Source organism: Helicobacter pylori, assembly GCF_014497725.1.
Taxonomy (GTDB): Bacteria; Campylobacterota; Campylobacteria; order Campylobacterales; family Helicobacteraceae; genus Helicobacter; species Helicobacter pylori_DE.
On the sequence record NZ_JACTGF010000001.1, the window covers coordinates 114,976 to 137,082 of the forward strand.

The window sequence follows — 22,107 nt, forward strand, 5'->3', positions numbered from 1 at the left end:
AAGTTGTAAAAAAGGGCATGGCGATAAACCATGCGTCTTAATGTATAGAAATATTTCAAAAAAAAAAAAACACTTTTTAATGTTATAATCTACCCTAAATCATACAAGGGGTTTTTATGGCCAAAATTGATAGCTATGAGTGGTATTTAAAAAATACTTTGAAAAAAGAACTCTATTATCAAATCCCTATCTACCAACGCCCTTACCAATGGACAAAAGAAAACTGCGAAAAGCTTTTAGACGATTTGTTTTTTAATTATGAAGATGACAGAGAAAGTGATTATTTTTGCGGCTCATTAGTCTTAGTCAAATCCGATCCCAATTCCAAAACCGGAACCTATGATATTGTAGATGGACAGCAACGCTTAAGCACTTTCATTCTGTTGGCAAAAGTTTTAGCCGATCTTTATAATGGTTTAGACCCTGAGTATTTAGAATATTTACAAGAGAGTTGGAAAGATAGGTATACAGAAAGAAAACGACTGAGTTTTAACACTATAGGGTCTAACGCTGAATATGATTTTCAAGATGCATTAGAACATTTCAACGACTCTCAAGCAAGCAAGAATAAAAATAATAAGAACAATTACCTAAAAAATGCGGTTTGTTTAAAAGACTATCTTAGAGAGAAAGAGATTGAAGACATTAACAAGTTTATTAAATGGCTGTATTTTAATGTTAAATTTATCACCATCATTTGCCCAAACATAGACAAGGCGTTAAGGATTTTTAATGTTTTAAACGCTAGGGGTTTGGCTTTGAATGCGACAGATATTTTTAAGGGAGAGTTGTTAAAAGAATTGGCTAAAGAAGAGGATCAAAAAAAGCTTGTGTCTCGTTGGAACGCCTTGCATCAAAAATGCTCAGGGAATGAGTCAAAATTTCCAAAGAGAAAAGAGAACAAGCGAGAGAAGAATGCCACAGAAACCTTATTCAGCTGGTATTTAACCTATCTCAATCCGGTAACTAGTGTGAAAAGCATGGAAGAAAGACTTGCCGATCAGTTTGAAAGGCTTAATAAACCCCCTTTAGAATACTTTAAGGGCGTAGAGGATTTTTACAACGCCTATTGTAAGGTATTGGAAATGCAAAATTGGCATGCTCATTTGCTTTCTTATCTAGCCTCTGATTTTTGGTGCATTATTTTGTGCACCAGCATATTGCACCATTATAGCCCTCAAGATATAGAGGCTTTAAAGGAGTTGCTAGTTAAGTTTTATTACCAAAATTGGGTTGCAGAGCAAAAAGAACCTAAAAAACAAACTAATTGCAACATTATTAAAGCCCTAAAAGAAAAGCAAAGCGTAGAGAACATCGCTTCTATTGTGAAAAAATATTTTAAGGATGAAAATACCACGCAACGCTTTAAAGAAAACCTGCAAGACAGCAACTTATACACAAAATTCTACTCCATCAATGGCAAATCTGGCAAAAAAATTCATGGCTCAAGCCCATTCTCATTTTAGTGGAATATTCCATAAGTGATGATCCTAGACCTAAACGCATTGAAAAGGGCGATTTTCATGTTGAACACATCTTACCCCAAAACCCCGATCCTTCAAGCCAATGGGTGAAAGACTTTAGCGAAGAAGAAAGAGGGTTATACACGCATTCTTTAGCCAACCTCACGCTTTTAGGGGGCAAGAAAAACACCAAAGCTTTAAGCCAATCTCTAAACCAAGATTTCAAAGAGAAAAAAGAAATCTATATGGGGAAACCTGTCGCGCTAGACAATAAGAAAACTTTTAAGGTGATGACCTGCTATGACATGACTAAAAACGATGTGTGCCGCTACTCAGAATGGACGCCCAAAAGCTTAGAAAAAAGAAAAGAAGAGCTGATTAAAATCATTGAGAGCATTCTAACGCTCTAGGGATGTGCCCCTAGAAAGTGAACACGTAATTCACATACCATGAATACACGCGCCTAAACCCTATATCCAAGTTTTTTGCAGTGATATAGGGGTTTTTCTTTAACATGGGGAACTTCACGCCCGCTTCAATGCTAGAATGCTTTAAGATCCTTAAGCGAGCCCCCACATTGAATAAAAATTGGAAAGAAGTGGCTCTTTTGCTCACCAAAGCTTGCTCCACTAAAATGCCCTCAAAGCTCGGTGTCGCCATAAGCCATGAATTGCCGGCTAATTGCACCCCACCAAAAGCCCCCAAACTCATGATGCCATTATTAATGACATTGACCATCACATCTATAGCTCCTCCATAAGTGAGCATGTTTGGGTCAAAGGTTTTGGGATCGGCGAGGCTCGTTAAACGATTGATTTCTTGTTTCCCAAGAATTTGACCCGCCAATTGCGCCACTTCGCTGTTATAATTAGGATTTTTAAGCCTAATAGAATTAGCGTGGGCGTAGTCAAAAAACCCATAAGCGCGCAAGCCAAAGTATTTCCCAAAGAAAAACTGATACCCTAAAAGCGCATCAAAGCCTTTGATAGTAGCGTTAGTGGCTTGTTTTTGAGAATTAATATCCGCATGCATTTGAGCCTGCCCTTGCAAATAACCCGCTCCTAAAAAAACGCCATTGCCATCCATGGCTAATAGCACATTGATAGAAGCAATCAAAGCTAATAAAGATCGAGAAAAAAATTTTTTCATGTGTGATTCCTTAACATAATGCTTACATTCTTAAAAAGAATACCCAAAAAACAATTAAAAACGATTAAAGAATGAAACATTTAATAAAAATAAAAACTCCTTATGAATTTCACATAAGATTAATAAAAAGCGGCTAAAACCCTTTTTTTAAAATTTTGTTTCAAGCTTTAAGCTACAATATACGCATGAAAGATTCACATCAAACTATCGGCGTGTTTGTGCGGCCTACTCATTATCAAAACCCCCTTTTTGAAGAGCTAGAGCAGGCTAAAGAATGGGTTTTAAAGCTTTTAGAAGATGAGGGGTTTGAAAGCTTTATGATTGATAGCCTTGATGGGGCAAAAGATGCACGATTGATAGAAAAAGCTGATGCGTTTTTGTGTTTAGGGGGCGATGGTACGATTTTAGGGGCTTTAAGAATGACGCATTCTTACAACAAGCCATGTTTTGGGGTGAGAATTGGGAATTTAGGGTTTTTGAGTGCGGTTGAATTGAACGGGTTGAAAGATTTCTTACAAGATCTCAAGCAAGATAGGATCAAATTAGAAGAGCATTTGGCTTTAGAGGGCCGTATTGGAAAAACCTCTTTTTATGCGATCAATGAAATTGTGATCGCCAAAAAAAAAGCTTTAGGGGTTTTAGACATCCAAGCTTATGTGGGCCATACGCCCTTTAACACCTATAAAGGCGATGGGCTTATCATTGCCACGCCCCTAGGTTCAACCGCTTATAATTTGAGCGCTCATGGGCCGATTGTGCATGCTTTAAGCCAGAGCTATATTTTAACGCCCTTGTGCGATTTTTCTTTAACGCAACGCCCTTTAGTGTTAGGGGCGGAATTTTGTTTGAATTTTTGCACTCATGAAGACGCTCTTGTGGTCATTGATGGGCAAGCCACCTATGATTTAAAAGCCAACCAACCCCTATACATTCAAAAAAGCCCCACGACCACCAAGCTCTTACAAAAAAATTCAAGGGATTATTTTAAGGTGCTTAAAGAAAAGCTCTTATGGGGGGAAAGCCCTAACAAAAAAAGATAAAAAGGGTAAAAAATGCGAGATTTTAATAACGCTCAAATCACACGCTTAAAAGTGCGTCAAAACGCTGTTTTTGAAAAATTGGATCTGGAGTTTAAAGACGGCTTGAGTGCGATTAGTGGGGCTAGCGGGGTGGGGAAAAGCGTTCTTATTGCGAGCCTTTTAGGGGCGTTTGGGCTTAAAGAGAGCAACGCTTCAAACATTGAAGTGGAATTGATTGCACCTTTTTTAGACACTGAAGAATACGGCATTTTTAGAGAAGATGAGCATGAACCCTTAGTCATCAGCGTGATTAAAAAAGAAAAAACGCGCTATTTTTTAAACCAAACAAGCCTGTCCAAAAACACGCTCAAAGCGTTATTAAAAGGTGTGATCAAACGCTTATCTAACGACAGATTCAGCCAGAATGAACTCAATGATATTTTAATGCTCTCCTTACTAGATGGCTATATCCAAAACCAAAATAAGGCGTTTAGCCCCCTTTTAGGCGCGCTTGAAGAAAAATTCACCCGCTTAGAGAATCTAGAAAAAGAAAGGCGATTATTAGAGGATAAAAAGCGTTTCCAAAAGGATTTAGAAGAACGATTGAATTTTGAAAAAATGAAATTAGAGAGGCTGGATTTAAAAGAAGATGAATACGAACGCCTTTTAGAGCAGAAAAAATTGCTCTCTAGTAAGGAAAAATTGAACGATAAAATCGCTCTAGCGTTAGAGGTGCTAGAAAATACCCACAAAATCACGCATGCTTTAGAGAGCGTGGGCCATAGCGCGGAGTTTTTAAAAAGCGCTTTATTAGAAGCGAGCGCTCTGTTGGAAAAAGAGCAGGCTAAATTAGAAGAGTGCGAGCGTTTGGATATTGAAAAGGTGTTAGAAAGGCTTGGCATGTTAAGCGGGATCATTAAGGATTACGGGAGCATTACGCATGCTAAAGAACGATTAGGGCATGTTAAAAACGAATTGCATAACCTAAAAGAAATTGACCATTATTGCGAAACTTACCACAAAGAAATAGAACAATTAAAAACCGAATGCTTGAAATTGTGCGAAGAAATAAGCAGCTTTAGAAAAGAATATTTAGCCGGTTTTAACGCTCTTTTAAGCGCTAAAGCGAAAGATTTGCTCTTAAAAAGCCCCAGTTTGGTTTTAGAAGAAGCCCCCATGAGCGAAAAAGGCGCTCAAAAACTCGTTTTGAATTTGCAAAATTCCCAATTAGAAACCTTAAGCTCTGGAGAATACAGCCGTTTGAGGCTGGCGTTCATGCTTTTAGAAATGGAGTTTTTAAAGGATTTTAAAGGCGTGTTGGTGTTAGATGAAATGGATTCCAACTTGAGCGGCGAAGAGAGTTTAGCAGTCTCTAAAGCCCTTGAAACCTTGAGCAGCCATTCGCAAATCTTTGCCATTTCGCACCAAGTCCATATCCCAGCGCTCGCTAAAAACCATATTTTAGTCTTCAAAGAAAACCACAAAAGCCTTGCAAAAACCCTTAATAACGAAGAAAGGGTTTTAGAAATCGCGCGCATGATAGGGGGGAGCGAGAATATAGAGAGCGCGATTTCTTTCGCTAAAGAAAAATTAAAGGCGCAAGAATGAAATTTTTTCTTTTAAAGAAATTCAGCGAATTTTTAAACGCTCAAACGCATTTTAGCCTCAAACGCTTGAACGCGTTTAGCTTTTTATTAGAGGCTTTTTCTAAAGAAAAACACGCTTTTGTTGTGGATTTGAATGTGCCTTATATCGGTTTGTCTAAAAAACCCCCAGAGAGCGTTTTAAAAAACACCCTAGCGTTAGATTTTTGTTTGAATAAATTCACTAAAAACGCCAAAATTTTACAAGCAAACATCATTGATAACGATCGGATTTTAGAAATCAAGGGTGCTAAAGATTTAGCTTATAAGAGTGAAACTTTTATTTTGCGTTTAGAAATGATCCCTAAAAAAGCCAACCTCATGATTTTAGATAAAGAAAAATGCGTGATAGAAGCCTTTCGTTTTAATGACAGGGTCGCTAAAAACGATATTTTAGGGGTATTGCCTCCTAATATTTACGAGCATCAAGAGGAGGATTTGGATTTTAAGGATTTATTAGAAATATTAGAAAAAGATTTTTTATTTTACCAACACAAAGAATTGGAACACAAAAAAAATCAAATCATCAAGCGATTAAACGCCCAAAAAGAACGCTTGAAAGAAAAATTAGAGAATTTAGAAGATCCTAAAAATTTACAATTGGAAGCCAAAGAATTGCAAACTCAAGCCCAGCTCTTGCTCACTTACCAGCATTTAATCCATAAGCATGAAAGTCGCGTGGTTTTAAAGGATTTTGAAGATAAGGAGTGTGCGATTGAAATTGATAAGAGCATGCCCTTAAACGCTTTTATCAATAAAAAATTCACTCTCAGTAAAAAAAAGAAACAAAAATCGCAATTTTTGTATTTAGAAGAAGAGAATCTAAAAGAAAAAATCGCCTTCAAAGAAAATCAAATTAATTATGTTAAAGGAGCGCAAGAAGAAAGCGTTTTAGAAATGTTTATGCCGGTTAAAAATTCTAAAATCAAACGCCCGATGAGCGGGTATGAAGTGCTGTATTATAAGGATTTTAAAATCGGTTTAGGGAAAAACCAAAAAGAGAATATCAAGCTTTTACAAGACGCAAGAGCGAATGATTTGTGGATGCATGTAAGAAATATTCCCGGATCGCATTTGATCGTTTTCTGCCAAAAGAACGTGCCCAAAGATGAGGTCATTATGGAATTAGCCAAAATGTTGATTAAAATGCAAAAAGATGCGTTTAATAGTTACGAAATTGACTACACGCAACGAAAATTTGTCAAAATCATCAAAGGAGCTAATGTCATTTACTCAAAATACCGAACTATTAGTCTAAAGGACACTTAAACACTTAAGGAGGTTAGCATGGGTGTTTCAGCTTTAGGCAATGTAACTTATATCAACCAAAACGCTCCTTTAAATTCTGCTATCCAACAGGGTGCAAGAAGTGATATGTTGGATTTAGCACAAAGCTTTCAAAGTAAGCTTGAATTAGCCCAAGAAACAAGGGCGTTAGAAAACATGCAAGCCATTAGCGATAAAGACCCTAAAGAAGGCTCTAAAAACCGCTATCCAAACAGCCAAAGGGCTAAGGCGTTTGGCTTGGAAGAAGAAGAAATTGAATTGTGGCATGAAGAGCATTTGCTGGATATTGTGGGGTAGGGTATTGCGAATAACCCCTATCCTTTCATGAGTTTAAAATAAAATAATCAAGTCTCCGTTTTTTAAACATTAAAAGATTTTAGCTATCAATATCAATCACAATAGAATCTTATATTTTTAACAAAAGGGAATGCACCATGTTAAGGGGTGTCAAAAAAGCGGTTTTTAGGGTTTTGTGTTTGGGGGCGTTGTGTTTAGGGGGGTTAATGGCAGAGTCAAACCCTAAAGAGCTTATATTTTCAGGTATCACTATTTACACGGATAAAGATTTCACTAGGGCTAAGGAATACTTTGAAAAAGCTTGTAAATTAAACGATTCTGATGGTTGCGCGATCTTAAGAGAGGCTTATTCTAAAGTCATCCTAAAAGGAAGTGCAAGAGAAAGCATTGAAAAAGCTCTTGAACACACGGCTACTGCTAAAGCTTGCAAATCAAACGATGCTGAAAAATGCAAGGATTTAGCAGAGTTTTATTTTAATGCAAACGATCTTAAAAATGCTTTAGAATATTACTCTAAATCTTGTAAGTTAAATAATGTTGAAGGGTGTATGCTGTCAGCAACTTTTTATAACGATATGATAAAGGGTTTGAAAAAAGATAAAAAAGATCTAGAATATTATTCTAAAGCTTGCGAGTTAAACTATGGCGATGGCTGTGCGATTTTAGGGGATATTTATCATAATGGTGAAGGCGTAACACAAAATTTTAAAAAAGCTTTCAAATATTACTCTAAAGCTTGCGAGTTGAATAATGGTGAAGGGTGTTCTAAATTAGGAGGGGATTATTTTCTTGGTGAAAGCGTAACGCAAGATCTTAAAAAAGCTTTTGGATATTACTCTAAAGCTTGCGAATTAAACGAGGCTCTAACATGCACGCTTGTAGGAGAGTTTTATCGTGATGGTGAAGGCGTAACAAAGGATCTTAAAAAAGCTTTTGAATATTCTGCCAAAGCTTGTGAATTGAACGATGCTAAAGGGTGTTACGCTCTAGCAGCGTTTTATAATGAGGGTAAGGGCGTAGCAAAGGATGAAAAGCAAACGACAGAAAACCTTGAAAAGAGTTGCAAGCTAGGATTAAAAGAAGCATGCGATATTCTCAAAGAACAAAAACAATAAAATCCTAGCCCTAACCAAGCCTAATTAAACAGCTTTCGTTTAATTGGTTGCTTTTATGATATTGAACAAACCCTTTGTCCTTTCAAAAAGAGAAAATGGCGATGAAATCTCTTGGTATCTGGCTCTTGGGGGTCTTTTGATCAAAGTGTTAGCGCATTTGGAAAAATCAATCAAATCCATCGTCGTTTTGATATAACTAGGCAAGTTTAATAGGCATATTTCAAAGAGCTTATAGCTCGCTAAAGCGTCTGCGTAGGCTCTATGGCTGACTTCTATACCAAACCCTAAAAGCTCTTTTAAAAAACTCAAAGAATAACGCATGGACAAAATGGCTCGTTTGGATAAATCCAAAGTGCAAAGCTTTAAATTCAATAAGGGGCAATGCAATTTTTCTACAAAATAACGCCCTAAAAAGTTGTAATCAAAATTAGCGTTGTGGGCTACAAACACGCTATTGCCTAAAAAAAGCCGCAATTCTTGCAAAGCTTCATGCACGCTTGGGGCGTTTAGGGTGTCTTCATAAGCGATGCCTGTAAGCTCAGCAATATAATCAGGAACGCTTTTGACTTTCACAAGGGTTTCAAAACGATTGATAATTTCCCCCCCCTTCACTTGCACGGCCCCGATTTCTAAAATCTCATGTTTTATGGGGCAAGAGCCGGTGGTCTCTAAATCAATAAAGGAAAAAACCTCATCTTTAAGGGGGGTTTTAAGGTTTTTGAGCGTGATTAAATTTTCACTCGTTTCTATGAAATTAAGCCCGCACGCTTTTAAATATTCCAAATTGATTTCATCATAAATAAGGCGAGAGAGCGATTTTTCTAGCATGCCCAAGCTTAAATCCTGGCGCTTTAAGCGAGCGATTAGGGCTTGAATGTCTTTATGCAAGAGATTTATTGGCATTCTGTAAGCCTTCAATAGCCAGCTTACGATCTTTGGATTTAAAAATATAACTCCCTGAAACCACCACATCCACGCCAGCTTGTTGGAGTTCAAAGATATTTTTATCATTCACACCCCCATCCACTTCTAAAAGACAGCTAGGGTTGTAGCGTTTGATCAATTCTTTAACTTTCAAACACTTTTCTAGCACCAGATCTAAAAACTTCTGCCCGCCAAAGCCTGGATTCACACTCATTAAAAGCACTAACCCAACGCTTTCTAGCAAGTATTTAATGCTTTCTTCATGCGTGTGGGGGTTTAGAACAACGCCTGGCGTGATGCCTGAATTTTTAATGAGTTGCAACACCCTGTGGGGGTGCTTTTCATTTTCTGCATGAATGCTGATGATTTGCGGGTTTAAAGGAGCGAATAACCCCACAAAAAAGCTCGCATTTTCTACCATTAAATGCACATCTAAAGGCACTTGGCTCATTTGAGTAACATTCTCTAAAACCACAGGCCCCATCGTTAAATTAGGCACATAATGCCCATCCATCACATCCACATGCAAAAAATCAGCGTTACTCACGCTCTCTATCTCTTTGGCTAAATGCATAAAATCAGCACTCAAAAGGCTCGGAGCTACTTTCAAAATACTTCCCTATTTCCAATGTTTTCAAGTAAAATATTAGCATCTTTAATCAAATCATAAAAGGGTTTTTATGGATTACAAACATTTTAAAGGCAAGCATGCAAACATCGTTATAGAAATCATCAGTCTTTTAGAAAAAGGGGTTAAAAAAGCCCAGGAAATTTTAGAAAAACCAGACGCTGGGAGTTACACTAAGTTAGAAAACAGCAGCGGGGATACGCCCATTAAAGCGGATTTGGCCCTAGATAAGTTTTTAGAAGAAAATTTTTTGAGTTTAGAAAATATCAAAAGCGTTTTTAGCGAAGAAAAAGAAACGCCTGTTACTAAAGAAAACGGCTCTTATTTGATCGCTTATGACCCCTTAGACGGGAGTTCAGTCATGGAGGCGAATTTCTTAGTAGGCACGATTATAGGGGTTTATGAAAAGGATTATAAGGCTCAAAATTTAGTTGCAAGCCTTTATGTGGTTTTTGGGCATAAAATAGAATTAATGGTGGCTTTAGAAGAAGTTTATCGTTACGCTTTTTACCAGAACAAGTTCCATTTTATAGAAACCATCGTTTTAGAAAATAAGGGTAAAATCATCGCTAGCGGAGGCAATCAAAAGGATTTTTCTTTGGGCTTGAAAAAGGCTTTAGAAGGGTTTTTTGCAGAAAATTACCGCTTACGATATTCAGGATCTATGGTGGCTGATGTCCATCATGTTTTGGTTAAAAAAGGCGGAATGTTTTCCTATCCGCAAAAGAAATTACGAAAGCTTTTTGAAGTCTTCCCTTTAGCCTTGATCATTGAAAAAGCTAAAGGGGAAGCGTTTTATTTTGATAAGGGGGTTAAAAAGCGTTTGCTAGAACAAAGCGTGGAAAACTACCATGAAAAAAGCGAATGCTATTTAGCTAGTTCGCATGAAGCTCAAATCTTAGAAAAATATTTAAAGGGAGAATGATGCAAAATAGCGCTAAAAAATTAGAATATGAAGAGCGTTTTAATGACGCTCTTTTGAAATTACAAGCATGCCAAGAAGAAAAGCAAGTAACAAGCTGCTTGAAATGCGAGAAGGTTTTAAAATGCGAGATCCGCAACAGCTATGTGGATGCGGCTTATGAGAGCATGAGTTTAGGCGAAGCGGGCGGGTTTGATTTCAACTAAAATGGGATTAAAATGGCTAGTAATACTATCTTGCAAAAGAATTTAGACGCTTTTTACACCCACCCCAAAATCGCGCGATTTTGCTTGGATTTATTAAGAGATCTCATCGTTCAAAATCTAGGGCTAGACTTAAACGCATTCCATTTTTTAGAGCCAAGTGCAGGGAGTGGGAGCTTTGTTGATGCATTAAAAGAATTAGGGATTGCTGATTGGGACGCCCTTGATATTGCCCCTAAAGCTCAAGGCATTCAAAAAAAAGATTATCTGTTGGAATTGATTGAGTTTAACCAAAAGCGTGTTATTATTGGCAACCCTCCTTTTGGGCATAGAGGGAAATTAGCCTTAGATTTTTTAAACAAATCTTTAAACGAAGCGCCTATTGTAGCGTTTATTTTGCCCAATTTATTCAAACGCTATTCCATTCAAAAACACATTGATAAGCGTGCAAAATTGGTTTTAAACGCTGTTTTAGAGAAAAACGCTTTTATTTTTAATGAACGACCCTATGATGTGAAATGCGTTTTTCAAATCTATATGCATAAAAATATCGCCCTAAATCTTAAAGACGAACGCATCATTACACCCCCAAAAATCCGCCATAATGACTTCATCACTTATATTCATAATAACACGCCACACACCCTTAAGTATTTCAACAAAGAAAAATACCAATGGGATTTTGCGGTGGTGAGACAAGGCTTTTATGACTACAACGAAAAGATCACCAATGCAAATTTACTGGTTAAAAACCGACAATATTTTTTCATCAAAGCCCATTCTAAAGAAGCTTTAAGGATTATCCATAAAATTGATTTCAACAAACTCGCCCATAAAAACACGCAAGTTTTAGGGTTTTCTACTTATGATTTTGTGGAAGAATATTGCAAATTAAAGGAAATGCATGCTTGAAAAAGTGTTCCAAGAAATTACCAATAAGAGAAAGTTTTTTGCAAGTTCTAGCACAGGGGAGCAGTTTGAAAACCAATTTAGGAATGAATTAAAAAAACACTTTAGCGAAATCAACGGCGATTTAACAGAAGAATTAGGCCATATTGAAGAAAAGCCTAATAAGGAAATCAAAACCACTTTTAACCAACTCAAAAAGCAAGTTTTAGAAAAAAACCACCCAGACACCCTTAAAAACCCTTTTTCAAACCTTACAAGCCATTTTTTATACCAGCCTTTTGGCTCACAAAATTACCCTGATTTTTTGGTTTTTATTTTTGATCATGTGGTGGGGATTGAAATCAAGTTTTCTAAAAACGATAAGGGTGAAAAAAATCTTCAAACTTCTCGCCCCATGTGGAATTCAAACCTACCTAAACCCAATGCGATTTATGTGTATGGAGTCGCTAATGCAAACATCACTTTTTTTAAAGGCTCAGATATTTTGAGTTATGAAACCAGAGAGGTCTTACTCAAGTATTTTGATACTTTAGATAAAGATGAAGAAAGTTTGAAAAACGCCTTAAAGGATTTAGAAAACCCTTTTGGGTTTGCCCCCTACATCAGAAAAGCTTATGAGCATAAAAAGGAATTTTCTAACCACCACCAGATTGAAAGCTTCTTTTCGCATAATCACATTTTAAGAGAGCAGAATGTCTTAGAATTTTTGAAAACGCTCACTCACTAGCATATTTATTTCCCATTTATCTATTTCTTGTAAAATACAAGTTTATTTTTAATATAAAGAAATTGATGATCAGTCTTAAAAACGAGATTAAATAAAGAAAGTTGAAAGGTTAGAAGAAACAACCTTTAAAGGTTGTTTGCTAAAATCTCACTTCATTTGCAAAGCCACTTCTTCAGCGAAATTCTCTGCCTTTTTCTCAATGCCTTCGCCCAATTCAAAACGCACATACTCAGTGATTTTTAAATCATCATCCCACTCTTTGGAACAATCAGCGATGACTTGAGCGATAGTTTTTTTATCGTCCATGACATAGAATTGCCCTAAAAGGGTCAGGCGTTGATCAATAAGGGTGTTATCAGCGATGAATCTTTCCATTTTTCCAGGAACGATTTTATCCCAGATTTTTTCAGGCTTGCCTTGCGCTTTTAATTCGTCTTCAAAAGCTTTTTTTTGGTGTGCTAAAACTTCATCGCTCAATTCAATGCGACTCCCAAAAGTGGGGATATTTTTCAAAGGTTTGCCCAAGCGTTTAGCTTCCTCATTGTCTTTTTCAATTTCAGCGATCAAGGCTAAAGTTTCTTTTTTGACAAAATCAAGGCTAAAGTCTTTGCAATCTAGCACTTGAGGTTTCATCGCTGCGGCATGCATAGCGATGTTTCGGGCCAGTTCCACCACTTTTGGAGCGTTTTTCTCATTATCGTATTTTATGCCGATTAGCACGCCCACTCTAGCGTTAGAATGCGCATAGCCATTAATGATATGAGAGCTAGGGGCTTTTAAATGAGCGATTTTTCTCACTAAAATGTTTTCACCAATGACAGCGATTTGAGAGTGCAAATATTCTTCAAAAGGCTTGTTGTCTAACGGGCTTTTAAGCAGTTCTTCTGTGGTATGGATATTGTGGGCTTTGATCGTTTCTAAAGTTTTTTTCACCAATTCCTTAAAGCCCTCATTTTTAGCCACAAAATCCGTTTCGCTATTGATTTCTACCATCATTGCACTTTTAAAATCAGGCGCTACTTCTAAAGCGACCACGCCCTCAGCAGCGATCCTATCGGCCTTTTTAGCGGCTTTACTCAAGCCTTTTTCGCGCAAGAAATCAATAGCCTTTTGCAAATCCCCAGCCACTTCCACAAGGGCTTTTTTGCAATCCATCATGCCCGCATCGGTTAAGTCCCTTAATTTTTTGACTAATTGAGCGCTAATTCCTGACATTATTCGGCTCCTTGAGTGATTTCTTTTTGGATTTCAGCGAGCATTTCTTCTTTTTCTTCATTGCTCACGAACTCTATCTCTTCGCTATTTTCATCCGCATGGACGATTTCTTCTTGCATGAGTTCTCGCCCCTCTAAAATCGCTTCGCTCATTTCTTTACAAAATAGCCTAATAGAGCGGATCGCATCGTCATTTCCAGGAATGGGGTAATCCACCAAATCAGGGTCGCAGTTAGTGTCTAAGGGAGCCACGATAGGGATATGGAGTTTCCTTGCTTCAGCGACAGCGATTTTTTCTTTAGCCACATCAATCACAAAAATCATATCAGGGATTTTTTTCATGTGGCGCACCCCGCCAAGATACTTATCCAGCTTTTCTTTTTTCCTTAAAATCATGAGTTTTTCTTTTTTAGTCAATAAATCAATTTGACCGCTATTTTCCATTTCTTCAATGATTTCTAATTTTCTCACCGATTTTCTAATGGTGCTAAAATTAGTCAGCATGCCACCAAGCCAGCGGTAATTGACATAAGGGACTTGAATGCTTTCAGCAAATTCTTTCAAAGTCTCATTGGCTTGTTTTTTAGTGCCTACAAACATGATGCTCTTGCCTTGAGCGCTCGCATCGCGCACGATATTATAAGTGTATCTAAAATAGCGCAAGGTTTTTTGCAAATCAATAATATGGATATTTTTCCTAACGCCAAAAATGAATTTTTTGGTTTTAGGGTTCCAACGCCTTGTTTGGTGTCCAAAATGCACACCGCATTCTAATAAATCTTTCATGGTTACCATGAGAATATTCTCCTTAAAGTTATTTTGGTTCTCTTCCTCCATGCTCATTTGATTCTTAAATTCTTAAGAACACCTAAATACAAGGATTAGCATGTGTGAATTTGACGCTGTCTTTGCCTTGTTCCTATTAAAATGATAGAAAAACGACAAAACCCTATGATTATAGCAAAAGATTAAGGTTTTTTAGCTTAAGTAAAAAAGGCTTTTAGGTTATAATAAGTACAAAATAGAAATTTAGGGTAGCTATAATGGATACAAAAAGACAATGCATGGCTTTAAAGGCTTCAGCAGGGAGCGGGAAGACTTTCGCTTTGAGCGTGCGGTTTTTGGCCCTATTGTTTAAGGGGGCTAATCCTAGCGAGATTTTAACGCTCACTTTCACTAAAAAAGCCACCGCCGAAATGAAAGAGCGCATTTTAGACTATTTAAAAATTTTGCAAAAAGAAAACCTTGAAAATGAAAAAGAAAAATCCCAAAATATCCTAAAAGAATTAGAAGAAAAATACCATTTAAACCCTGATTTAGTGCAAAATAGTGCTCAAAAAATCTACCAACGCTTTTTAAACGCCGAAATCAGAATCAGCACCATTGATGCGTTTTTCCAAAGCATTTTAAGGAAATTTTGCTGGTTTGTGGGGTTGAGCGCGAATTTTGAAGTCAATGAAGACACCAAAGCGCACCAGCGACAGCTTAATGAGGGTTTTTTGAGCGCTTTAAATAACGAACAGCTTGAAGAATTGAGCACTTTTATCGTCCAATGCTTAAGTTATGATAATTACACAAGCGATTCTATTTTAGAACGGTTGCGTTTTTTAAAAAACAAGCTCTATTTATTTGATCCCAATAAAAAAGAGCCTGCATTTGATGAAGAGGGTTTTTTAGAAAAACTAAGAAGCTTAAACAATCAAATTCAAAGCATAGAAACAGCGTCAGATAGGGCTAAAACAGCCATTAAATGCGATAGTTTTAGGGGATTTTTAAACAGCTCTTTAACCTGGCTTGAAAAAAAGAGCGAATATCAATCTTTCAAAAAACTCAAAAGTGAAATCCCCACTTTAGAGAGCGAATGCGAAGAGATTGAAAACGATTTAAAACGCTATTATGAAGCCAAAGAAACCGCAATATTTAAAAAATTCCCTAAATTCATCCAGCTTTATGATAACGCCACTTCTAAGATCCAAGCCCTAGATTTTGATGCGATTAAAAATAAGGTTCATGTTTTATTGAATGGTTATGAAGAAATGCCAGCGGAGTTTTTTTATTTCAGGTTGGACAGCAAGATCGCGCACATTTTGATTGATGAATTTCAAGACACGAGCTTGAACGATTATAAGATTTTAGCCCCTTTTATTGATGAGATTAAAGCCGGGATAGGGCAAGCTAAATGGCACAGGAGCGTGTTTTTTGTGGGCGATGTCAAGCAGAGCATTTATGCCTTTAGGGGGAGTTTTAGCTCCTTATTTGAAAGCGTTTCTAAGGATTTTTACCACGATAATTTACAATTCAACCACCGCAGTGCGCCTTTAATCATTAATTACGTGAACACCATTTTTAAAAAGGCTTATCAAAATTCCCCCACCGCTTATTTGGAGCAAAAATACCCTAAAGCTTCTCAAAATAAACATGCTACAGACGGCTATGTTAAAGTCTCTTTAGTGGCTGATGATAGAGAGTTACTATTAGACCAGATCTTACAAGAAGCTCAAAACCTTTTAGATCATCATATTGATCCTAAAGACATTACCATTTTATGCGCCACTAATGCTGACGCTTTAGAAATCAAAAATTATTTGCAAGAGAATTTGAGCACCATTCGCCCAAGCACGGAATCTAGCGCTAATTTGTCTCAATTTGTAGAATCTAAAATCATTAAGAACGCTTTAAAATACGCTCTAGCGGAAGAACCTTACAAGCCCTTTTATAAGCACAGCGTTTTAAAACTCGCTGGATACTTGCATGATGATGCGATCGCTTTAGCTGGTTTTAACCCTAAAAAAGAGAGCGTGGCAGGCTTTGTGTGGAAGGTGATGGAGCAATTTGAGCTTTATGGAGAGCCTGCGCAAAGCTGTTTGGAATTGGCCATTGGGTGCGAAGACGCCGATGGATTTTTAGAAAAATTAGAGGCTAAATCGATCGCTTCTTCCCATTCAAAAGGCGCGCAGATCATGACCATTCACAAATCTAAAGGCATGCAATTCCCTTATGTGATCGTGTGCGAACGCTTGGGCAAGCCTAATTCAAGCCATTCCAATCAACTCCTTGAAGAATATAATGGCACAGAGCTTCTTCGCCTTTATTACAGAATGAAAAATCGTGAGGTCGTAGATAAAGATTACGCTAGGGCTTTAGACAAAGAAGAAGCGGCTAAAGATCACGAAGAAACCAATGTGTATTATGTCGCATTCACTAGGGCTGAGTTAGGGCTGATTGTCGTGGCCAAAGACAAAAAAGAAAGCAAAAAAGAAAGCAAAAAAGAAAGCAAAAAAGAAAGCAAAAAAGAAAGCAAAAAAGAAAGCAAAAACAAAACAATGCGCGAAAAATTGGATCTTGTGCCTTTAGAAGAGGGAGAAATTATGCCGGTTATTTCTCATCAAAAAGAGCCTTTAATTACAAGCGCTCTCATCAAGCCCCATGCCTATGGCGAGCAAGTCCAAGAGATAGAAGAAGAGCCAGAGAGCGATTATGAAAAGAATAACGACCAGGAAGCGATCAATTTTGGTATCGCTTTGCACAAGGGGTTAGAATACCAATACGCTTACAACATTCCTAAAAAAAGCGTTTTAGAATATTTAAACTACCATCATGGTTTTTATGGTTTGGATTACCAAGCGTTAGAAGAGAGTTTAGAGCTTTTTGAAAACGATGCAGAGATACAAGCTCTTTTTAAAAATTATGCCTTAAGGGGTGAAACGGCTTTTTTATTTGAAGGGGTTGTGTCTAGGATTGATGTTTTGTTGTGGGATAGGGGGCAAAATTTGTATGTTTTAGATTATAAAAGCTCTCAAAATTACCAGCAAAGCCATAAGGCGCAAGTTTCTCATTACGCTGCGTTTTTGCAAACTCAAGCCCCCCATTTTAAGATACAAGCGGGCATTATTTACGCTCATAAAAGACTGCTTGAAAAATTATGGGTTTGAAATTAAAAATTTTAAGGTTGTCTATGAATATCAAAAAAACAGAAAACGCGCTCAGTGTGACGCTTAAAAACTTTATTAAAAGCGAGTCTTTTGGAGGGATTTTTCTCTTTTTAAACGCTGTTTTAGCGATGGTGGTGGCTAATTCGTTTTTAAAAGAAAGTTATTTTGCGCTATGGCACACCCCTTTTGGGTTTCAAATAGGAGATTTTTTCATCGGCTTTAGTTTGCACAACTGGATTGATGATGTTTTAATGGCGTTATTCTTTTTGATGATAGGTTTAGAGATCAAGCGAGAATTGTTGTTTGGGGAGCTATCCAGTTTCAAAAAAGCTTCTTTTCCTGTGATTGCGGCCATAGGGGGCATGATAGCCCCAGGATTGATTTATTTTTTTCTTAACGCTGACACGCCTTCCCAACATGGTTTTGGGATCCCTATGGCGACAGATATTGCGTTCGCTTTAGGTGTGATCATGCTTTTAGGCAAGAGGGTGCCAACCGCCTTAAAGGTTTTTTTAATCACTCTAGCGGTGGCTGATGACTTAGGGGCTATTGTGGTGATCGCGCTCTTTTATACCACGAATTTAAAATTTGCATGGCTTTTAGGGGCTTTAGGGGTGGTTCTTGTTTTAGCTGTATTAAACCGCTTGAATATGCGCTCGCTTATCCCTTACTTGCTTTTAGGGGTGTTGCTTTGGTTTTGCGTGCATGAGAGTGGTATCCATGCGACGATTGCTGCAGTGATTTTAGCTTTTATGATACCGGTGAAGATCCCTAAAGATTCTAAAAATGTAGAGCTTTTAGAACTGGGCAAGCGATACGCAGAAACGAATTCAGGAGCGCTTTTGACCAAAGAACAGCAAGAAATCTTGCATTCTATTGAAGAAAAAGCGAGCGCTTTACAAAGCCCTTTAGAAAGATTGGAGCATTTTTTAGCCCCCATTAGCGGGTATTTTATCATGCCCTTATTTGCGTTTGCAAACGCTGGGGTGAGCGTTGATTCTAGCATCAATTTAGAAGTGGATAAGGTGCTTTTAGGGGTTATTTTAGGGCTTTGTTTGGGCAAGCCTTTAGGGATTTTCCTCATCACTTTTATAAGCGAAAAGCTTAAAATCACCGCACGCCCTAAAGGCATCAGCTGGTGGCACATTTTGGGGGCTGGGCTTTTAGCAGGGATTGGCTTTACCATGTCTATGTTTATTTCTAATCTGGCTTTCACGAGCGAGCATAAGGACGCTATGGAAGTGGCAAAAATTGCGATTTTACTAGGATCTTTGATTTCTGGGATCATAGGGGCTTTGTATTTATTTTTATTAAACCAAAGAGCGGCTTTAAAGAAATAGCTAAAAATGCTATAATTTGAGATTAAAACATCTTTTAAGGGAATTAAATGGGACAAACTAAAGACATTCTAACGACGCTTTTACCCCTTGTGGTGCTGTTTCTTATTTTTTATTTTTTGATTGTTCGCCCGCAACGCCAGCAACAAAAAAAGCACAAAGAAATGATAGAGGGCTTGACTAAGGGCGATAAAATTGTTACTCAAGGCGGGTTGATCGTTGAGGTGCTTAAAGCGGAAGCGAATTTTTTTAGCGTGAAACTCAATGATGACACCACTGCTAAACTCTCTAAAAACTATATAGCGTTCAAATTAGACGAATTGGATCAATTTGGTTTGGCAGAGCCTATAGTTATCCAACAAGGCAGAGAAGAAATTTCGGCAAAATTATCTGGTGCTAAGACTTTGAAACAACGCCAAATAACAACTGAATGAAACTTTTTAACCCTCGTTTAATCGTTTTTATCTTTGCGCTTCTTTTAGGGGTAGGGTTTTCTGTGCCTTCTTTACTAGAAACTAAAGGCCCTAAAATCACTTTAGGTTTGGATTTAAGGGGGGGGTTGAACATGCTTTTAGGGGTGCAAACCGATGAAGCTTTAAAAAACAAGTATTTAAGCTTGGCGTCCGCTTTAGAATACAACGCTAAAAAGCAAAATATCTTGCTTAAAGACATTAAATCCAGTTTAGAAGGGATCAGTTTTGAGCTTTTAGATGAAGATGAAGCGAAAAAATTAGACGCGCTTTTATTGGAATTGCAAGGCCATAGCCAGTTTGAAATCAAAAAAGAAGCGGAGTTTTATAGCGTGAAGCTCACCCCTTTAGAGCAAGAGGAATTGCGTAAAAACACGATCTTGCAAGTGATAGGGATCATTCGTAACCGCTTGGATCAATTTGGTTTGGCAGAGCCTGTAGTCATTCAGCAAGGTAAAGAAGAAATTTCGGTGCAATTGCCCGGCATTAAGACTTTAGAAGAAGAACGGCGCGCTAAAGACTTGATTTCAAGATCCGCTCATTTACAAATGATGGCGGTGGATGAAGAACACAATAAAGATGCGATGAAAATGACGGATTTAGAGGCTCAAAAATTAGGCAGCGTGTTGTTGTCTGATGTGGAAATGGGGGGTAAAATCTTGCTCAAAGCGATCCCCATTTTAGATGGCGAAATGCTTACAGATGCGAAGGTGGTGTATGATCAAAACAACCAGCCGGTGGTGAGCTTCACGCTAGATGCGCAAGGGGCTAAGATTTTTGGGGATTTTTCAGGCGCGAATGTGGGCAAACGCATGGCGATCGTTTTAGACAATAAGGTTTATTCAGCCCCAGTGATCAGAGAACGCATTGGCGGAGGGAGCGGGCAGATTAGCGGGAATTTTAGCGTGGCTCAAGCGAGCGATTTAGCGATCGCTTTAAGGAGTGGGGCGATGAGTGCACCCATTCAGGTTTTAGAAAAAAGGATTGTAGGCCCGAGTTTAGGGAAAGACAGCATTAAAACTTCCATTATCGCCCTCATTGGGGGTTTTATTTTGGTGATGGGCTTTATGGCGCTTTATTACTCCATGGCGGGGGTGATCGCTTGCATGGCGTTAGTGGTCAATCTTTTTTTGATCGTGGCGGTCATGGCGATTTTTGGAGCGACGCTGACTTTACCTGGAATGGCAGGGATTGTTTTAACCGTGGGGATTGCCGTGGATGCTAATATCATTATCAATGAGCGTATTAGAGAAGTGTTAAGAGAAGGAGAGGGTGTTGTTAAGGCGATCCATTTAGGCTATATCAATGCGAGTCGGGCGATTTTTGATTCCAATATCACTTCCTTGATCGCTTCGGTGTTGCTATACGCTTATGGCACAGGAGCGATTAAAGGCTTTGCTCTCACCACAGGCATTGGGATTTTAGCCTCTATTATCACCGCTATTATAGGCACGCAAGGGATTTATCAAGCCCTTTTACCTAAACTCACTCAAACAAAAAGCCTTTATTTTTGGTTTGGCGTGAATAAAAGAGCTTAGGAGGTTTTATGGAATTATTCAAACGAACTAGAATCTTAAGCTTCATGCGTTATTCCAATTATGGGGTGATCGTTTCAGCGATCTTGGTGCTTTTGGCGTTGGGGCTTTTGTTTTTTAAAGGGTTTTCTTTAGGGATTGATTTTGCGGGGGGGAGTTTGGTGCAAGTGCGCTACACTCAAAACGCTCCCATTAAAGAAGTGCGCGATCTTTTTGAAAAACAAGCTCGCTTCAAAGGCGTGCAAGTGAGCGAATTTGGCTCTAAAGAAGAAATGTTAATCAAATTCCCTTTTGTAGAAACGGCTGAAAATGAAGATCTGAACGCTATCGTGGCCAACATTCTAAAACCCAGCGGCGATTTTGAAATCCGTAAATTTGACACCGTAGGCCCTAGAGTGGGGAGCGAATTGAAAGAAAAGGGCATTTTGTCGCTGATTTTAGCGTTAATGGCGATCATGGTTTATGTGAGTTTCCGCTATGAATGGCGTTTTGCTTTAGCGAGCGTCGTTGCGCTTGTGCATGATGTGATTTTAGTGGCAAGCTCAGTGATTGTTTTTAAGATTGATATGAATTTGGAAGTGATTGCGGCTTTACTCACTTTGATCGGGTATTCCATTAATGATACGATCATTATTTTTGATCGGATCAGAGAAGAAATGCTCTCTCAAAAAACCAAAAACGCCACTCAAGCCATTGATGAAGCCATTTCCAGCACGCTCACGCGCACGCTTTTAACTTCTTTAACCGTGTTTTTTGTGGTGTTGATTTTGTGCGTGTTTGGGAGTAAGATCATCATTGGTTTTTCATTGCCCATGTTAATAGGCACGATTGTAGGGACTTATAGCTCTATTTTCATCGCCCCTAAAGTAGCGTTATTGTTAGGCTTTGATATGGGTAAATACTATGAGAATGAGGCTAGAAAAATCAAAAAAGCTCAAGAGAAAGAAAAAATGCGCCGTCTGTATGAAAGCGGTCGGGTTTAAGGAGTTTCTATGGATTGGGGTCGGGTCGTTCATGTGCTGTTCAGTCTTATTTCTTTAACCACCATTGCAGGGTTTTTGTATGAGCCTAATACGGTGGTGTTGTTTGTAGCGTTAGCTTTAAACCTTATTTCTGTTACGCTTAAAATTGGGGTGATCAAGCGTTTCGCTTCAGAGCTGTTGGCTAGCTCTTTAGCCACCGTGTTGCATCTCATACCGGCATTTGTGTTTTTACAGATTTTAAATAATTTGGTTACAGCTTACATGCTCATGATTGGGGCGTTGATTAGCAACGCTTTCAGTCTTATTTTTTTGTTGATTGAAAGCGTTGTAACGAGCGAAACGGATTAAGG

20 protein-coding genes and 1 pseudogene are annotated in these 22,107 nt (G+C 38.1%); 16 read left to right on the forward strand and 5 right to left on the reverse strand.

Annotated features, from left to right (window positions below; all coding sequences use genetic code 11):
* The first annotated feature begins 116 nt into the window (after positions 1 to 116).
* Positions 117 to 1,873: pseudogene (locus tag H7N69_RS00515) on the forward strand (DUF262 domain-containing protein).
* A 10-nt stretch (positions 1,874 to 1,883) separates the two neighbouring features.
* Here the strand turns inward: H7N69_RS00515 and H7N69_RS00520 are convergent.
* Positions 1,884 to 2,612, reverse strand: a complete 729-nt coding sequence (locus tag H7N69_RS00520) for an outer membrane protein (protein ID WP_187884365.1) — start codon at positions 2,610 to 2,612, stop codon at positions 1,884 to 1,886.
* A 185-nt stretch (positions 2,613 to 2,797) separates the two neighbouring features.
* Between H7N69_RS00520 and H7N69_RS00525 the strand changes: the two genes are divergently transcribed.
* The 5 genes from H7N69_RS00525 to hcpG all read left to right on the forward strand — a co-directional run bounded on the left by H7N69_RS00525 (position 2,798) and on the right by hcpG (position 7,973).
* Positions 2,798 to 3,652 (forward strand): NAD(+)/NADH kinase, encoded by an 855-nt coding sequence (locus H7N69_RS00525; RefSeq protein ID WP_187884367.1) that lies wholly within the window; start codon positions 2,798 to 2,800, stop codon positions 3,650 to 3,652.
* A gap of 12 nt (positions 3,653 to 3,664) precedes the next feature.
* Positions 3,665 to 5,239: a DNA repair protein RecN gene (locus tag H7N69_RS00530; protein WP_187884369.1), complete on the forward strand. Its 1,575-nt coding sequence runs from the start codon at positions 3,665 to 3,667 to the stop codon at positions 5,237 to 5,239.
* Positions 5,236 to 6,543 carry an NFACT family protein gene (locus tag H7N69_RS00535; RefSeq protein WP_033584508.1) on the forward strand — a complete coding sequence of 436 codons (1,308 nt, stop codon included), beginning with the start codon at positions 5,236 to 5,238 and terminating at the stop codon, positions 6,541 to 6,543. Before H7N69_RS00530 ends, H7N69_RS00535 begins: the two co-directional genes overlap by 4 nt.
* Before the next feature lie 18 nt (positions 6,544 to 6,561).
* Entirely contained in the window at positions 6,562 to 6,858 is a 297-nt protein-coding gene (locus tag H7N69_RS00540) for a hypothetical protein (protein ID WP_000539097.1), read from the forward strand.
* A gap of 137 nt (positions 6,859 to 6,995) precedes the next feature.
* On the forward strand, positions 6,996 to 7,973 hold the full coding sequence (gene hcpG, locus H7N69_RS00545) for a Sel1-like repeat protein HcpG (RefSeq protein ID WP_000943872.1): 978 nt from the start codon (positions 6,996 to 6,998) through the stop codon (positions 7,971 to 7,973).
* Between the two features lie 39 nt (positions 7,974 to 8,012).
* Here hcpG and H7N69_RS00550 read toward each other — a convergent pair whose 3' ends face one another.
* Entirely contained in the window at positions 8,013 to 8,876 is an 864-nt protein-coding gene (locus H7N69_RS00550) for a 3'-5' exonuclease (protein ID WP_187884371.1), read from the reverse strand.
* Positions 8,854 to 9,507, reverse strand: coding sequence for a ribulose-phosphate 3-epimerase (gene rpe, locus H7N69_RS00555; protein ID WP_100949936.1), 654 nt, complete (start codon positions 9,505 to 9,507; stop codon positions 8,854 to 8,856). Before rpe ends, H7N69_RS00550 begins: the two co-directional genes overlap by 23 nt.
* Before the next feature lie 70 nt (positions 9,508 to 9,577).
* Between rpe and H7N69_RS00560 the strand changes: the two genes are divergently transcribed.
* From H7N69_RS00560 to H7N69_RS00575, 4 genes are read left to right on the forward strand one after another with little or no spacing between them, the layout of a single operon-like run.
* Positions 9,578 to 10,450: a class 1 fructose-bisphosphatase gene (locus H7N69_RS00560; protein WP_156549205.1), complete on the forward strand. Its 873-nt coding sequence runs from the start codon at positions 9,578 to 9,580 to the stop codon at positions 10,448 to 10,450.
* The gene (locus tag H7N69_RS00565) at positions 10,450 to 10,653 is read left to right on the forward strand and encodes a hypothetical protein (RefSeq protein WP_001887733.1); all 204 of its coding nucleotides are present in this window, start codon (positions 10,450 to 10,452) and stop codon (positions 10,651 to 10,653) included. Before H7N69_RS00560 ends, H7N69_RS00565 begins: the two co-directional genes overlap by 1 nt.
* A 12-nt stretch (positions 10,654 to 10,665) precedes the next feature.
* Positions 10,666 to 11,562: a hypothetical protein gene (locus H7N69_RS00570; RefSeq protein WP_000157965.1), complete on the forward strand. Its 897-nt coding sequence runs from the start codon at positions 10,666 to 10,668 to the stop codon at positions 11,560 to 11,562.
* Positions 11,555 to 12,286 carry a type II restriction endonuclease gene (locus H7N69_RS00575; RefSeq protein WP_187884373.1) on the forward strand — a complete coding sequence of 244 codons (732 nt, stop codon included), beginning with the start codon at positions 11,555 to 11,557 and terminating at the stop codon, positions 12,284 to 12,286. The genes H7N69_RS00570 and H7N69_RS00575 overlap by 8 nt, the downstream gene beginning before the upstream one ends.
* Positions 12,287 to 12,433: 147 nt before the next feature.
* Here H7N69_RS00575 and tsf read toward each other — a convergent pair whose 3' ends face one another.
* The gene (gene tsf / locus H7N69_RS00580; protein WP_128055474.1) at positions 12,434 to 13,501 is read right to left on the reverse strand and encodes a translation elongation factor Ts; all 1,068 of its coding nucleotides are present in this window, start codon (positions 13,499 to 13,501) and stop codon (positions 12,434 to 12,436) included.
* Positions 13,501 to 14,295, reverse strand: coding sequence for a 30S ribosomal protein S2 (gene rpsB / locus H7N69_RS00585; RefSeq protein ID WP_000258276.1), 795 nt, complete (start codon positions 14,293 to 14,295; stop codon positions 13,501 to 13,503). Before rpsB ends, tsf begins: the two co-directional genes overlap by 1 nt.
* 248 nt (positions 14,296 to 14,543) lie before the next feature.
* On the opposite strand from rpsB, the gene H7N69_RS00590 reads away from it, so the two are divergent.
* The 6 genes from H7N69_RS00590 to H7N69_RS00615 are packed head-to-tail and all read left to right on the forward strand — an operon-like array spanning position 14,544 to position 22,105.
* Complete coding sequence (locus H7N69_RS00590; RefSeq protein WP_187884375.1) at positions 14,544 to 17,432, forward strand: RecB-like helicase; 2,889 nt, start codon at positions 14,544 to 14,546, stop codon at positions 17,430 to 17,432.
* 23 nt (positions 17,433 to 17,455) lie between these two features.
* Positions 17,456 to 18,772 (forward strand): sodium/proton antiporter NhaA, encoded by a 1,317-nt coding sequence (gene nhaA, locus H7N69_RS00595; protein WP_187884377.1) that lies wholly within the window; start codon positions 17,456 to 17,458, stop codon positions 18,770 to 18,772.
* A gap of 47 nt (positions 18,773 to 18,819) precedes the next feature.
* Positions 18,820 to 19,203 carry a preprotein translocase subunit YajC gene (yajC, locus tag H7N69_RS00600; RefSeq protein WP_187884379.1) on the forward strand — a complete coding sequence of 128 codons (384 nt, stop codon included), beginning with the start codon at positions 18,820 to 18,822 and terminating at the stop codon, positions 19,201 to 19,203.
* A complete protein-coding gene (gene secD / locus H7N69_RS00605; RefSeq protein ID WP_187884381.1) occupies positions 19,200 to 20,777 on the forward strand; it encodes a protein translocase subunit SecD in 1,578 nt (525 codons plus the stop codon). Before yajC ends, secD begins: the two co-directional genes overlap by 4 nt.
* 8 nt (positions 20,778 to 20,785) lie before the next feature.
* On the forward strand, positions 20,786 to 21,757 hold the full coding sequence (gene secF / locus H7N69_RS00610) for a protein translocase subunit SecF (protein ID WP_187884383.1): 972 nt from the start codon (positions 20,786 to 20,788) through the stop codon (positions 21,755 to 21,757).
* 9 nt (positions 21,758 to 21,766) lie between these two features.
* Entirely contained in the window at positions 21,767 to 22,105 is a 339-nt protein-coding gene (locus H7N69_RS00615; protein ID WP_000383778.1) for a DUF6394 family protein, read from the forward strand.
* Positions 22,106 to 22,107: the final 2 nt, after the last annotated feature.